Origin of the sequence: Paenarthrobacter nitroguajacolicus (genome assembly GCF_007786235.1) — a bacterium.
In the GTDB taxonomy this organism is placed as follows: Bacteria; Actinomycetota; Actinomycetes; order Actinomycetales; family Micrococcaceae; genus Arthrobacter; species Arthrobacter nitroguajacolicus_A.
Genome location: NZ_VNFK01000017.1, coordinates 64,266 through 77,268 on the forward strand (window position 1 = coordinate 64,266; position 13,003 = coordinate 77,268).

The window sequence follows — 13,003 nt, forward strand, 5'->3', positions numbered from 1 at the left end:
GTCGGTGCCCTCTGGGAGAGTGTGGACATGGAGCAGATTCGGGAACGGCAAACGGGGGCAGCAGTCTCCGCTGCGCTTGTTCCTGCGCCAGTTCCTGCCTCTCTTCCGGGCGCATTGGCGGTCGATTCCGGGTGAGGTGCTCGGCTGACAGATCCACTCGTTGACGAATCCGGCCCCTCCGGTCCTATCAGCGGTGATCTGATCGATCAATTGCGGGCGCTGGAGGCGATGAAGTCGGCCATCGTTGCTTTGCAGGCGCGGATTGCCGTGGCTTTTGATCTGGCGCAACGCCAGGAACAAGCCGAGGCCGGTGTTCCTTCGTCCGAGCGAGGCCAGGGTGTCGGGTCGCAGGTGGCGTTGGCCCGGCGGGAGTCCCCGAACAAGGGTTCCCAGTTGCTCGGCCTCGCGAAGGCATTGGTGACGGAGATGCCGCGTACGTTGGCCGCGTTGGAGTCAGGTCAGCTCAACGAGTGGCGGGCCACCCTGCTCGTGAAAGAAACAGCCTGCCTCAGTGTCGAGGACCGGGCTGCGGTCGACGAGGACCTCGCAGCCGATACCGGTACGTTCGAGGGGAAGGGCGACAAAGCGATCGTTGCCGCGGCCAAAGCCGCCGCGTACCGGCGTGATCCGCGGTCGGTGGCCCAGCGTGCCAGTCATGCCGCGACCGAGCGGACCGTAAGCCTGCGTCCGGCGCCGGACACCATGACATATCTGACGGCCCTGCTTCCGGTCGCCCAGGGCGTGGCTGCCTACGCGGCTTTGACCCGGGCTGCTGATTCGGCTCGTTCCAGTGGGGATGTCCGGGGCCGTGGCCAGGTCATGGCGGATACCCTCGTCGAACGCATCACCGGCACATCCGGCGGCATCACAGGGGTAGATCTGCAGCTCGTCATGACCGACCGGACACTCTTTCAGGGCGACTCCGAACCAGCCCGCCTCAAAGGCTACGGAATCGTCCCGGCGGAATGGGCCAGAACGCTTATTGAAGCCGAAAGGGCGGCCCCATCAGTACACAAGCCGAAGGCAGGTCCCGAGTTCTCGCAGCAGCAGGGCCTGCAGCCGGGCTTCGGGTCCTTGCCGCACCAAAACTCGCGGACGGCACGGTCTGGGCCGCCGAGACAGGAAGTCGCGGGGAGGCCGTCGGGCATGGAAGTCCCGCCGACCGTAGCTTAGACGGTTCATCGAAACCCGCGACGACACCTGCCGCACTCCTTACTGCGACGCGCCCATCCGCCACATCGACCACGTCGTGCGGTGGCACTCCGGCGGGACTACTACAGTGACCAACCGGGCTGGACTTTGCGAAGCCTGCAACCACACCAAGGAAAACCCCGGCTGGACCGCGAGCCCGATCAACGGACATGTCCACACATTCGAACTCCGCACGCCCACGGGGCATGCCTACCGTTCCCAAGCCCCACCTTTGCCGGGGAGGGATCGCTCCGCAGGCGATGGGCGTGCCGTGGTTGATGCTTCGTCCGAAGATACGGATCGGGCCGTGCCAGACTTTGCCCGGCAAGAGCGGCAGAACCTTAACCGTTTTTAGGTCCCAGAGCCCACGCCTGGAGCGCTCTCTTGTCGGGGTGCCTACGAATCGGCGTCAGTCCACCATGGCGGGCATGGCAGGACCAATCCAGTCAGCTGCCTAGGGGAGTGTCGGCAGCGTGAGGATTTCGGCTCCGTCCTTAGTAATGGCAATCGTGTGCTCGCTGTGAGCCGTGCGGCAACCGGTGACGCTTCGGAGCGTCCATCCGTCGGCGTCAGTGACCAGTTCGGCGGTGTTGGCCATGACCCAGGGCTCCAGTGCAAGAAGCAGGCCGGGGCGCAGCTTGTATCCGCGACCGGGCCGTCCCATATTGGGTACGTGGGGATCCTGATGCATGGTTGAGCCGATGCCGTGGCCGCCGAACTCAGTGTTGACGGGGTAGCCGGCCTCGCTGAGGACTGAGCCGATGGCGTACGAGAGGTCGCCTATGCGGGCGCCGGGGCGGGCGGCTGCGATCCCTGCACGCAGGGCGCGTTCGGTCGCGTCAATCATGGCCACGCTTTGCGCAGGTTTGGATTCGCCCACGATGAAGCTGATGGCAGAGTCTGCAGCGACGCCGCGAAGGGAGACGGCGAGGTCGAGTGTCAGCAGGTCGCCGTCGGCGAGGGCGTAGTCCCTGGGCAAGCCGTGCAGGACGGCATCGTTGACTCCGGTACAGATGTAGTGGCCGAAGGGCCCGCGCCCGAAGGAAGGAGCGTAGTCGACGTAGCAAGATACGGCTCCCGCTTCAAGGATCATGACCTTTGCCCACTGGTCGATGTCCAAGAGGTTTGTCCCCACCGTGCAACGGCCCTTTAGGGTGTGCAAAATGTTGGCGACCAGAGCACCCGCCTCCTTTGCGCGGAGCAGTTCAGCTGGGCTAAGGATCTCGATCATGCGGCAACTTTCTCTCATGTGACCAATAACTATCCCGGCCATATTATCCCGGTATTAGAATTGGAGCCATGGTCAGGTTGCCGCTTACACCCGCAGAGGCCGAGCGCGGACAGCGTCTTGGTGCTCTTCTGCGTCGCGCTCGGGGCGAGCGCTCCATGTTGGAGACAGCGCTCGATGCCCGCGTCTCTCCCGAGACCCTGCGAAAAATCGAGTCCGGCCGCGTGGCAACCCCGGCCTTCCCCACTGTCGCTGCGATCGCCGATGTCCTGGGCCTTTCCCTCGATGAGGTGTGGGCTGAAATCAACCGGCCTGAACATGGTGTCGAGCCAGTTGGCGCCCGAAGAAACGCTCGGGAGTGGCTGGCCTCCTAGCCCTGGCGCTTGGGGCGGGCCCGTACGTGAAGGCGTTCGCCTTGCTGGCCGAACAGGGTAAGGAGCTCCACCGGCTCTGATGTGGCACTGGCAAACCAGTGCGGCGTGCGTGTGTCGAATTCCGCTACTTCGCCCGGCTTCAGGACAAAGTCTTTCTCTCCCAGCACCAGCCGCAGCTTGCCGTTGAGGATGTACATCCAGTCGTAGCCCTCATGCGATTGGGGTTCTGGAATCTCCTTGCCCGTCCCACTCTTCAGGACCATCTTGAACGCCTGGATTCCGCCGGGGCGTCGGGTGAGGGGGAGCGCGGTGCCCCAGTGATGCACGTGCGGCTTGAGATGGATGCGGGGGTCTCCTGTCTCCGGGGCGTCGATCAGTTCTTCTAGGGGGACCTGGTGCAGTCGCGCAATCGGAAGAAGGAGTTCGAGTGTTGGTTTTCGCTGTCCCGACTCCAGCCTTGAAAGCGTGCTGACAGAGATGCCTGTTGCCTCCGATGCTTCCGCGAGCGTTACGTTGCGTTGGGTGCGCATGGCGCGAAGGCGGGGACCGACGGCGTCGAGGAGTGAGCTGAAATCGGTAGTCATGCGTCCAGTTTGCCATAGCAGCAAAAATCCTTGCTGATACTGCCGGGGGTATCAAACCATGGAAGGAGCGGCATGCAGTCGCCCGAAAACCGTGGAGGCATAGTGAGTGAACAATCAAAACAGAGCCACATAGCTGAGGAATATGACGTCGTTGTGGTCGGAGGTGGCCCAGCTGGGTTAAGTGCGGCCGTCACGTTGGGAAGGGCCCTTCGGTCCGTCCTCGTTATCGACGCCGGCGAGCCGCGGAATGCGCCAGCTGCGGGCGTGCATGGGTTCCTGTCGAGGGACGGAATCAACCCTAAGGAACTACTGGCCCTGGGACGCGCAGAGGCCAGCCAGTATGGAGTCGACATTGTTAAGGGCGTCGCCGTTGCGGCACGTTCGACGGCGGACCCGGCCGTCGGCCCGGAACTGGCCTTCGAGGTGGACCTGGCCGATGGGCGGATGGTGGGGGCGCGCCGTTTGCTCGTCACCACCGGGCTGGTGGACAAACTGCCCGACGTGGAAGGCCTTCGCGAACGGTGGGGCAAAGATGTTCTGCACTGCCCCTACTGCCACGGTTGGGAGGTCCGGAACAAGGCCATTGGCATCCTGGGCTCCGGCCCCATGGCTTTGCACCAGACTCTTTTGTTCCGGCAGTGGAGCACCAATATCACCCTGTTCCTGAACGATGTTGTGGAGCCGACGGAAGAGCAGTGGGAGCAACTTGCTGCGCGTTCCATCACCGTAGTGGACGGCAAAGTGCGGTCCTTGGAAGTGAGCGACGACGTTCTGAGCGGAGTCGTACTGGCCTCCGGCACGGTAATCCCCGTGGAAGCTGTTGTCACCGGACCCCGCATGGAGGCACGGTCCGCAGTACTGGAATCCTTGGGAGTTCCGTCCGTCGAGCACCCCATGGGGGTAGGGACCCATGTCGAAGTGAATCCACAAGGCGGTGCCACGTCCGTGCCTGGTGTCTATGCGGCGGGCAACGTAACGGACCTGACCGGGCAGGTGATGGCGTCAGCCGCGGCAGGTGTCATGTCGGGAGCCCTTATCAACGCCGAGCTCATCACCGAGGAGACCGGCCTTGCTGTAGAGGCAGCACGGCTGTCAGCCGTGTCACGATGAGGGCTTGCCGTGTAGAACGGCGCCCTGACCCGACTCGCAGCGCCGCGGCGAAATCATCGGCAATGGTGGTGCTCCGTTGGCTGATCCAGCGCGATGTTGTGGTCGTTCCCAAGTCTTTTCGGCCGGAGCGGATGGCACAGAACCTGGATGTCTTCGACTTCACCCTGATGGAAGATCAGATGGGCCGGATCGCCATGCTCGATACCGGGGTCAGCTTGTTCTTCGATCACCGCGATCCGGCCATGGTCAGCTGGCTGGGCGGACGCAGGATCGACTGAATCCACCGCCCGGTCCCGAAAAACTGTCGACTTGCACCGCTGACAAGAGGACCATTAAAGGACAGCCGTTGAAGGAGGTTGGTATGTGCTACGCGTACTATGACGACTTCGAGCGGCGCACGAAGAAGGACTCCGCGCGCAAGCCCGAGATGCACACGTCTGATGCGAGCAAGGACGAAGCACCCGCAGGGAAGCGTCCGCAGACAGAAGGAACGCTGTGGACTTTCCTGGCCCGCCGTCGCAGGGATGTAGAGGTTCCCGAACCGAAGATCGACCGCATCCGCGAGAAAGTCTAGGCACGCCCTGGGCAGGACCGAAGAACACCGAAAAGCACGAAAGGCGCTGCGCCCGCAGTGCCTTTCGTGTTCGTAGAGCCTTTCGTGTTCGTAGAGCCTTTCGTGTTCACAGTGCCTGTCGTGTTCCTGGAGTGGAACAGGCTACCGCGCCAGCTCTGCCCGGAGCGGATACTTGGCGCCATCCAGAATCACCTGGAGGCAGACGCCGTTCGCCGGATTCAGCACGATGGGTGCCATGAGGTTCACCGTTGTTTTCTCCGGTGTCGGGTTGACCACCACCAACACCGTCATCTCCGAAAGGGAGGCAACGCCCAACGCCTCCAACACGTCAACCTGAACAGTGGGCTCGTAGTCAGGTACGTACACGGCGGCATCAGCCACGAACATGCGCACACGCGGTTCGGCAACTTCCAAGGCGTACAACCCCTCGGCGCCGTAAACACCGCGCAGGGAGAAACCCTCAGCCGACTCCAAACCCGGCATGGGGGCGGCAAACGTCAAAGTGTCGAACGCCAGTGCCGTGCTCATCGAAGGAAGTCCATGAGCGTCGGCTGCAGCACTTTGGCCGTGACGGCAAGCGCCACCTGGTAGTTGGTTTCCTGCAATTTCAAATCCATGACCGCCTTTCCCAAGTCCGTGTCTTCGACGCGGGCCCTTTGAGTTTCCAGCGTAGCCTTCATCCCTTCCAAAGAATCCTGGGCCTGGCCCAGGCGCGTTTGCCGCATGCCCACATCGGCCCTGCCATCGATCACCGTCTTGATCCGCTCGCCGATGGCGGCCAGCCGCGCGTTGGGATTCGCTCCGGAGCGGATGTCCGCGACGACGTCACTCACCAAGGCGAAGACGGAGCCGGCGCCGTCACCAAAGATGGCAGCGCCGTCGGAATCCACCCGGACGGTCCGTGCCGCATCAACGCGGCGTTCCACCGAGCTGCCGCCCGGGCCCACAAACGATGGGGGAGCGGTGTTGGTGAAAGCGCCCACGGTGTCCGAGCTGCCGGCGAAGACGTTGCGGCCCAAATACTGCGTGTTGGCTTGCGTGAGGAGGTCCTTGCCCAAGCCTTCAAGCTCGACGGCGATCGCCTCCTTTGCGGTGCTGTTGAGTGTTCCGGTGGAGGCTTGGACCACCAGGTCCCGAACCCGGTTGAGGATGTTGGTTGACTGGCCCAAGGCTGTGTCGGCGGCGGCCAGCCAGCCGTTGCCGTCGCTGATGTTGGTGCCGTACTGCGCGGCCGCGCTGAGCTGTGCGCGCATGGCGATGGCCTGCGCCGCGCCGGCGGGATCGTCCGACGGGCGGCTGATGTTCTTCAAGGTCATGGCCCGTTCCTGCAGCTCGGCGAGCCGGGACTGGGCAGACTGCAGGTTCCTCTGGGCAGAGGCTGACATCATCTGGTTGGTGACACGATTGAGCACGGCTTACCTTCCCACCAATCCGGTGCGGTTGATCAGGACATCCAGGGCTTCGTCGATGGCGGTCATCACGCGGGCCGCAGCCTGGTAGGCGTGCTGGCTGGCGAGCAGGGCAACATTTTCTTCGTCAAGGCTGACCGATGCACCGGAAGAACGCTGTCCGACGGCGGCCACACTCGCCGCGTCCGATAACTGGGAGTGCTGCTGGGCTGACCTGGAGGCCATGCCAATGCCGGCCACGACACCGCTCCAAAAGGTGTCGGGGGCGCCCGGGCCGGAACCGATCTGTGCCACGGCGTCGGCGATGCTGCCATCCAATGAGCCCGAGCCTGCCGCGCCTGTCGCGATTCCGGCTGCGTTCGTGGGAACCACACGGAGGGACAGTGCAACGGGAACTCCCGGTGTACTGGTGAAGAAATCCAGGTTGCCCACACCGCTGGAGGATTGGCCAGTTCGGTGGACGGCATTGACGTCGTTCATGAGCTGCGTGGCAAAAGCGTTGTAGGCCGCGGCTGCTTCAGCGATCGCTCCGCCCGTGCCAGCTCCTTTGCTTCCGGCGGCTGCGGGGGCCAGGAGTGACACCGCCCCGGCGAGTTGTCCGCCGTCGAGGTTTACTGCGACGCCGGAACGGTCCGCCCATTCCAGCTGGACCGGCTGCCCGGCCGCGCCCATGGAGGCCTGTCCCGCCAGCTTCAGTTCCCGGTGCGATGTGCCCGAGACCAAGGCGTTGCCACCGATGAACACGTCAGCGGTGCCGTCGGCATTTTCACGAACTGTGCCGCCCGCCAGCGCCGCTATGGATTCCGTCATCTGGTTCCGGGCATCGATGAGTTCGTTCGCGGAACCGCCGGATGCCAGCACGGAACGGATGGTGGCGTTGAGGTCGGCCACCCGGCCCGCCGCAGCGTTCAGTTCATCCACCGTGGCCGACGCTTCGCCGCGCAGACGGCTCCACTGGGAATCCAGCGCTTTATAGCCTGCGGAGACGGATTCGCTGAGCGTTGCGGCCGCTTCCAAGAGGACCGACGCCGGAGCGGACTCCCCGGGGTGGTTGGAGACTCCCTGCCACGATGCCCAAAGGGTGTGCAACGCCGTCGAGATCCCATGCGGGCCAGGTTCCTGCAGCGCATCTTCCAGCCGTTGCAGTTCCGTGGACCGGATTCCGGCGAAACCGGACTGTGCCGCGGTGCTTCGGACTCCGGCGTCGAGGAAGCTGCTGCCCAGCCGGGCAATCCCGTCGACAGAGACGCCTTGGCCGGCCTGGCCGGTGGTCGGGTTGAGCCCCACCGGCCTGGGTGCGCCGATGGCGGATTGTTCCAGCCGCTGCCGCGTGTAGCCGGCGGTGGTGGCGTTGGCGATGTTCTGCCCGGCCAGGTTGATGGCCTGTTGCGCTGCGGTGAGTCCACGGTATGCCGTGTTGAGTCCGCCGAAAGTGCTCACGTGAATGTCCTTTGCTGGTCCAACCGCTTGGTCAGAATTGCCGGTCGACGAGGTGGGCTGCCGACGATTCCCCGGTCCTGCCATGGGAGTCGTACGTACCCGCTGCAGGTTTCAGGTCGGCCAAGGTTTCCTGGGTGGATCGGACGGCCGCGCGAAGGAATTGCTCGTTGGCGTCACGGAGTTCCTTGATGGCAGCTGCCTGCTGGCGCATCGCCGTCACATGGGAGGTGAGGACTTCGGCCCAGGCAGGGTCCGGTGCTGCCGCAGCCAGTTCGGCCAACGAAGAATCCGCCGAGACGCCCCATTGCTCCGCCACGGCTGCGATCTCCACTGCGCGGGCGAGCCCTGCCTTGGAGACCCGGTCCAGGACCTGTTCCACTTCGCGGGTGCCGTGGGGCAGCCAGCGGGACTTCCCGGCCGTCAGCAGCAACTGCTCTTCTTCGAGCTTGAAGGTCAGGAGATCCAGGAGTTCGCGCTCGCGCCACAGCAGGGCTGACAGTTCATGGATGGCCACGGGGGTCAACTCCAGTTCTGGTCGGTTTCGGGTGCGGGATGTGATGGCGTACCTCCCGCCAACTCCCCACTAGCTATCGGCCGCCGGCGCGCTGTCGTTAGGCGGCCCCGTCCTTGTAACACTGAATTCTTTTCCCGAAGTTTTTCCTAACGCGTCCGTCAAGGGTTGTCGATAGTGGGGTGTGACGGCCCACGGATGGGCTGCCGCACCGTAAGTCCACATCATGGAGGAAATAACATGGGCATGCAGATCAACAACAACCTGATGGCGAACAACGCGTACCGCAACCTGAACGCCACGCAGGACACCCTGTCGAAGTCGATGGAGAAGCTCTCCAGCGGCCTGCGCATCAACCGTGCTGCGGACGACGCAGCCGGCCTTGCCATTTCGGAAGGCCTCAAGTCCCAGGTCAGCGGCTCCGCGGTTGCCGCACGTAACGCCCAGGACGGCATCAGCCTCATCCAGACCACCGAAGGTGCCCTCGGCGAGGTTCACTCCGTACTGCAGCGCATGCGCGACCTCGCAGTCCAGGGTGCATCCGACACCAACAACACGGCAGCACGTGACGCGATCAAGGATGAGGCCGACTCGCTGGGCAAGGAACTGGACCGCATCACCCAGTCCACCAACTTCAACGGCATCGACCTGCTCAAGGGTGGCTCCAAGAACATCCAGGTTGGCACCGCAGGTACGGCCAACGACACCATCGCCGTTACCCTCGGCGACGTTGCAACGGCTGCGGGCACCTTGTCCTCGGCCACCGGTGCCACCGGCTTCGACGTCAGCACCAACGCCGCAGCACAGACCACCATCACGGCTATCGACGCTGCGATCACCACGGTCTCGGCACAGCGTTCGGACCTCGGCGCCAACCAGAACCGTCTGGACCACGCGATCAAGACGCTGAACGTCTCCGGTGAAAACCTGCAGGCGGCACAGTCCCGCATCGCTGACACGGACATGGCCGCTGAAATGGTCAAGTACACCAAGGCCAACATCCTGTCCCAGGCAGGTACGGCAATGCTGGCCCAGGCGAACCAGTCCGGCCAGGGCGTTCTGTCCCTCCTGCGCTAAGCCTTCACCATCTACAGCCGCATGAGTTGACGTCGGCCGGCCGGGCCCCCTGCCCGGCCGACCGACGTCGGACATTTTTGAACTGCACGTCATCCGGAAGGGACACCCGTGGCAACTGCCATCGACGGCCTCGCGAGCGGCCTGAACACCACCGCGATCATCAACTCGCTGATGTCCGTCGAAGCCCTGCCGCAGACCCAGCTCAAGACCAAGCTGGCTTCCAACCAGACCATCATTTCCACGCTTCAGTCGTTCAACACCAAGCTCACGGCACTGAAGGGCGTGGCTTCCGGCAATGCCGCCGCGGGAGCCCTGAACCTCTTCACCGCTACCAGCAGCTCACCTTCGGTCACGGCGAAAACGACGACGGCGGCCGTCGGCGGGTCGATCGACCTCACCGTCACGCAGCTGGCCCAGACGCAGGTCAACGTTACTGCCGCAATGACCTCCTGGCCGACAGACGGCGCCGGAGCTCCTGCCCGGCTCACGATTGTGGATTCCACGGGTAAGAAGACCGAGATTGCTCCAGCGAGCACTTCCTTGGATGACGTGGTCTCGGCGATCAACGCAGCGTCCGGGGGCGCGCTGGCCGTGAAAGTACCGGCCGGGAACGGAACGTACCGCCTGCAACTGACAGCCGCCGCTTCGGGCGCGGCAGGTGCCTTCACCGCCTACCAGGGAACCTCCGCGCAGGTTACCGCCGGCACAGCGGTGGACTTGATGGCTGACCCGAGTGCCGCCGTCGTGAAGTCCGCCCAGGACGCGAAAGCGACACTGTACGCCGGAACGCCCGCCGCGCAGGTGCTGACGTCCGGCACCAACACCTTCGCCGATGTCCTTCCCGGTGTCTCAGTGACGGCGTCGGCCGTATCCACCGGCCCCGTGACGATCACTGTGGCGAGCGACGTCCCCGGCATTACCAAGAAGGCCGAAGAGCTGGTCAAGTCCGTCAACGACGTCCTGGGGTTCATCGCCATTTACACGGCGGTTTCCCAGACGACCGATGCCAAGGGTGCCACTGTTCCCAAGGCAGGTATCTTTACGGGCAATAGCACCGTCCGTGCCGTCAACGACCAAGTCCTCGCCTCGCTGTCCCGGCCGATCAACGGCAAGTCGCCGGCTGAGTACGGCATCAACATCACCAAAGACGGCGACTTCACGTTCGACGCCGAAAAGTTCTCCAAGGCCCTGGCTGCCGACCCCGCCGGAGCCCAAGCTGCCGTGCAAGGCCTCGCGGTACGTGTCGCAGACGCCGCGACGGCGGCCGCCGATCCGTACAGTGGGTCTGTGTCCGGCCTCATCAAGGGGCGCGAGTCTGAAGTCCGCGATCTCGGCAACAGGATCGCGGACTGGGACCAGCGCCTGATCACACGCCGCGCCACCCTCCAAGCCGTGTACACCAACATGGAAGTGATGCTGGGCGGGCTCCAGTCCCAGTCGGCCTGGCTGTCCGGCCAGATTTCCAGCCTCTCTAAGCAGTCCACAGGAGAATAAGCCATGACTTACAGTGCACTCCGCGCGCAACAACTCTCCCGTTACAACGACGACGCCGTCCTGTCCGCACCGCCCGCGCGGCTGCTCACCATGCTGTACGACCGACTCCTGCTGGACCTCAAGCGCGCCCAACTCGCGCAGGAGTCCACCAGCTGGGACGTGGCCCGCGAGAACCTGTTGCACGCCCAAGCCATCGTGGCCGAGCTCCGGGCCACCCTCCGGACCGATGCCTGGGACGGGGCAGCTTCGCTGGCGAGCATTTACGACTACTCCATGGAAGCGCTGATCGGCGCCAACATCTACCGCGACGTGGAGCGAACCAAGGAGTGCATTGAGCTCCTCGAACCGCTGCGCCAGGGCTGGCATGAAGCCGCGGCGCAGTTGTCGGCAGAGACGCCGGCCACCGCTGTTCCGAGCGGCAGGGCACTTGGTGTCGCCTGATCCCTGGTCCGCGATTCTGGACGGCTTCGAACGCGACATAGCCTTGGCCGTTTCCGGAAAGGTTGTTCCGCCGTGGACGCCGCCTTTGGACGCAGGGCCCTTGCCGGCGTCGTTGGCTGACCGCGCCCGCCGGGTCTTGGACGCCCAAGCGGACGCGGTCGCCATCCTCAATCGCGCAAAGCACGACGCCGGCACTCAGCTCAGTGCCATCGACGCCGTGCCGTCGGGGCCGGGCTCGGACCGTCCGCTGCTGCTGGACGTGCGCGGCTGACCCAACTGGCTGGCATTAGTGGTTGTTCCGAGGCCGCTGAACAACCACTAATGCGAGCTACTTTGGGCTGCCCAGGAATTCCCGTGCTGCTGTCACCAGTGCCTCGGTGCCGGCGGTCAGCGTCGGCTGGATGATGGGCGCAAAGTACGGCGAGTGGTTGGACGGAATATCCTCCGGAAGCCGGCCTGTTTCGGCCCAATCCTTGAAGTAGGACGCATCCACTCCGCCCAGGAACCAGAAGACCAGGGGAGCGCCAGCAGCGGTTGCGAGCTCTCCAACGTCTTCGCTGCCGGACACGGGACCCGGATCAATGATCTTGGCGTCGCCGAATTTCGCACGGAACGCCGCTGTTACCCTCCCGGCGGCAGACTCGTCATTGACTGTCAGCGGGAAGCGCTCCTCGTAGTCGAACTCCGGTTCCTTCGGTGACCCGGACGCCGTCGATTCGCTACGCACAATGCGCTCGATCGAGCCCAGGATCTTCTCCCTGATGGGATCGCTGAACGTGCGGATGCTCAGTCCCAGGGTGGCGGTCTCGGGAATGATGTTGTTCTTGGACCCCGAGTGGATCTGTCCAACGGTCACGACGGCAGAATCGCTGGCCGCAAGCTCACGGGACACGATTCCCTGCAAGCGAACGGTTGCTGAGGCCGCCATCAGCACCGGATCAATGGTGGTTTCCGGCCGGGAACCGTGACCGCCACGGCCATGCAGGGTCACGTTGAGGGAGTCCGCGGACGCCATGGTGACGCCGGGCCGGATGCCGAACCATCCTGCGGGAAACGGCGCCACATGCTGGCCCAGGACGACGTCGGGCTTCGGGACGAGGCCGTAAAGACCGTCGGCAACCATTGTTTGGGCGCCACCGCCCCATTCTTCGGCCGGCTGGAACACCGCAATGAGGGTGCCTTGCCAATCCTGCTTTTGGCCCGCGAGGGCCTCCACTGCGCCCACGAGGCAGCTCACATGGACGTCGTGCCCGCAGGCGTGCATGACTGGAACGTCTTTGCCTTCATGATCGACGCCGACTGCCATGCTTGCGTAGTCCAGGCCGGTAGCCTCCTTGACGGGCAGCCCGTCCATGTCCGCACGGAGCATGACCACCGGTCCTGGCCCGTTGTCGAGGACACCCACAACGCCGGTTTTTCCTACGTTGCGATGCACGGTGAAGCCCAGGTTTTCGAGGTGCCCGGCCACGATCCCGGCTGTCCGGACCTCTTGAAAGGAAAGTTCGGGGTTCGAGTGCAGGTCTTTGTAAAGCTCTTCGAGGTCAATGGTCATGGGTTTGCCCTTTTCGTT

General features: G+C 64.0%; 15 protein-coding genes and 1 pseudogene. 9 read left to right on the forward strand and 7 right to left on the reverse strand.

Annotation, left to right across the window (positions count from 1 at the left end; all coding sequences use genetic code 11):
- Positions 1-144: 144 nt before the first annotated feature.
- Positions 145-1,351: pseudogene (locus FQP90_RS18460) on the forward strand (HNH endonuclease); the annotation flags it as partial.
- Positions 1,352-1,645: 294 nt separating this feature from the next.
- On the opposite strand, the gene map reads toward FQP90_RS18460, so the two are convergent.
- Positions 1,646-2,422 (reverse strand): type I methionyl aminopeptidase, encoded by a 777-nt coding sequence (map, locus tag FQP90_RS18465; protein WP_144652523.1) that lies wholly within the window; start codon positions 2,420-2,422, stop codon positions 1,646-1,648.
- Positions 2,423-2,490: 68 nt separating this feature from the next.
- Here map and FQP90_RS18470 point away from each other — a divergent pair, with 68 nt between their 5' ends.
- Positions 2,491-2,793, forward strand: coding sequence for a helix-turn-helix domain-containing protein (locus FQP90_RS18470; protein ID WP_144652524.1), 303 nt, complete (start codon positions 2,491-2,493; stop codon positions 2,791-2,793).
- On the opposite strand, the gene FQP90_RS18475 is transcribed toward FQP90_RS18470, so the two are convergent.
- The gene (locus FQP90_RS18475) at positions 2,790-3,377 is read right to left on the reverse strand and encodes a helix-turn-helix domain-containing protein (protein ID WP_144652525.1); all 588 of its coding nucleotides are present in this window, start codon (positions 3,375-3,377) and stop codon (positions 2,790-2,792) included. The two genes, FQP90_RS18470 and FQP90_RS18475, sit on opposite strands and share 4 nt — an antisense overlap.
- Before the next feature lie 102 nt (positions 3,378-3,479).
- Between FQP90_RS18475 and FQP90_RS18480 the strand changes: the two genes are divergently transcribed.
- The 3 genes from FQP90_RS18480 to FQP90_RS18490 all read left to right on the forward strand — a co-directional run bounded on the left by FQP90_RS18480 (position 3,480) and on the right by FQP90_RS18490 (position 5,061).
- On the forward strand, positions 3,480-4,487 hold the full coding sequence (locus FQP90_RS18480) for an NAD(P)/FAD-dependent oxidoreductase (protein WP_244296847.1): 1,008 nt from the start codon (positions 3,480-3,482) through the stop codon (positions 4,485-4,487).
- A gap of 62 nt (positions 4,488-4,549) precedes the next feature.
- On the forward strand, positions 4,550-4,765 hold the full coding sequence (locus FQP90_RS18485; protein WP_244296849.1) for an aldo/keto reductase: 216 nt from the start codon (positions 4,550-4,552) through the stop codon (positions 4,763-4,765).
- A gap of 83 nt (positions 4,766-4,848) precedes the next feature.
- Positions 4,849-5,061, forward strand: a complete 213-nt coding sequence (locus FQP90_RS18490; RefSeq protein WP_144652527.1) for a hypothetical protein — start codon at positions 4,849-4,851, stop codon at positions 5,059-5,061.
- A 141-nt stretch (positions 5,062-5,202) separates the two neighbouring features.
- Here the strand turns inward: FQP90_RS18490 and FQP90_RS18495 are convergent, their stop codons facing one another.
- From FQP90_RS18495 to FQP90_RS18510, 4 genes are read right to left on the reverse strand one after another with little or no spacing between them, the layout of a single operon-like run.
- Positions 5,203-5,589, reverse strand: coding sequence for a flagellar assembly protein FliW (locus FQP90_RS18495; protein WP_144652528.1), 387 nt, complete (start codon positions 5,587-5,589; stop codon positions 5,203-5,205).
- Positions 5,586-6,473 (reverse strand): flagellar hook-associated protein FlgL, encoded by an 888-nt coding sequence (gene flgL, locus FQP90_RS18500; protein WP_144652529.1) that lies wholly within the window; start codon positions 6,471-6,473, stop codon positions 5,586-5,588. Before flgL ends, FQP90_RS18495 begins: the two co-directional genes overlap by 4 nt.
- A 3-nt stretch (positions 6,474-6,476) precedes the next feature.
- Positions 6,477-7,910 carry a flagellar hook-associated protein FlgK gene (gene flgK, locus FQP90_RS18505; protein ID WP_144652530.1) on the reverse strand — a complete coding sequence of 478 codons (1,434 nt, stop codon included), beginning with the start codon at positions 7,908-7,910 and terminating at the stop codon, positions 6,477-6,479.
- 31 nt (positions 7,911-7,941) lie between these two features.
- On the reverse strand, positions 7,942-8,424 hold the full coding sequence (locus tag FQP90_RS18510; RefSeq protein ID WP_144652531.1) for a flagellar protein FlgN: 483 nt from the start codon (positions 8,422-8,424) through the stop codon (positions 7,942-7,944).
- Between the two features lie 237 nt (positions 8,425-8,661).
- On the opposite strand from FQP90_RS18510, the gene FQP90_RS18515 reads away from it, so the two are divergent.
- The 4 genes from FQP90_RS18515 to FQP90_RS18530 all read left to right on the forward strand — a co-directional run bounded on the left by FQP90_RS18515 (position 8,662) and on the right by FQP90_RS18530 (position 11,704).
- Positions 8,662-9,498, forward strand: a complete 837-nt coding sequence (locus FQP90_RS18515; protein WP_278251948.1) for a flagellin N-terminal helical domain-containing protein — start codon at positions 8,662-8,664, stop codon at positions 9,496-9,498.
- Positions 9,499-9,606: 108 nt separating this feature from the next.
- Entirely contained in the window at positions 9,607-10,992 is a 1,386-nt protein-coding gene (fliD, locus tag FQP90_RS18520; protein ID WP_144652532.1) for a flagellar filament capping protein FliD, read from the forward strand.
- A gap of 3 nt (positions 10,993-10,995) precedes the next feature.
- Positions 10,996-11,433, forward strand: coding sequence for a flagellar export chaperone FliS (gene fliS, locus FQP90_RS18525; RefSeq protein WP_144652533.1), 438 nt, complete (start codon positions 10,996-10,998; stop codon positions 11,431-11,433).
- Positions 11,423-11,704, forward strand: coding sequence for a hypothetical protein (locus tag FQP90_RS18530; protein ID WP_144652534.1), 282 nt, complete (start codon positions 11,423-11,425; stop codon positions 11,702-11,704). Before fliS ends, FQP90_RS18530 begins: the two co-directional genes overlap by 11 nt.
- 57 nt (positions 11,705-11,761) lie before the next feature.
- Here FQP90_RS18530 and FQP90_RS18535 read toward each other — a convergent pair whose 3' ends face one another.
- Positions 11,762-12,985, reverse strand: coding sequence for an amidohydrolase (locus FQP90_RS18535; protein ID WP_144652574.1), 1,224 nt, complete (start codon positions 12,983-12,985; stop codon positions 11,762-11,764).
- Between the last annotated feature and the right edge of the window lie 18 nt (positions 12,986-13,003).

Bases quoted from the DNA above. Each gene is read 5' to 3' on its own strand.
- map (WP_144652523.1), bottom strand. From the start codon at position 2,422: ATGATCGAGATCCTTAGCCCAGCTGAACTGCTCCGCGCAAAGGAGGCG.
- FQP90_RS18470 (WP_144652524.1), top strand. From the start codon at position 2,491: ATGGTCAGGTTGCCGCTTACACCCGCAGAGGCCGAGCGCGGACAGCGT.
- FQP90_RS18475 (WP_144652525.1), bottom strand. From the start codon at position 3,377: ATGACTACCGATTTCAGCTCACTCCTCGACGCCGTCGGTCCCCGCCTT.
- FQP90_RS18485 (WP_244296849.1), top strand. From the start codon at position 4,550: ATGGTGGTGCTCCGTTGGCTGATCCAGCGCGATGTTGTGGTCGTTCCC.
- FQP90_RS18490 (WP_144652527.1), top strand. From the start codon at position 4,849: ATGTGCTACGCGTACTATGACGACTTCGAGCGGCGCACGAAGAAGGAC.
- FQP90_RS18495 (WP_144652528.1), bottom strand. From the start codon at position 5,589: ATGAGCACGGCACTGGCGTTCGACACTTTGACGTTTGCCGCCCCCATG.
- FQP90_RS18515 (WP_278251948.1), top strand. From the start codon at position 8,662: ATGGGCATGCAGATCAACAACAACCTGATGGCGAACAACGCGTACCGC.
- fliS (WP_144652533.1), top strand. From the start codon at position 10,996: ATGACTTACAGTGCACTCCGCGCGCAACAACTCTCCCGTTACAACGAC.
- FQP90_RS18535 (WP_144652574.1), bottom strand. From the start codon at position 12,985: ATGACCATTGACCTCGAAGAGCTTTACAAAGACCTGCACTCGAACCCC.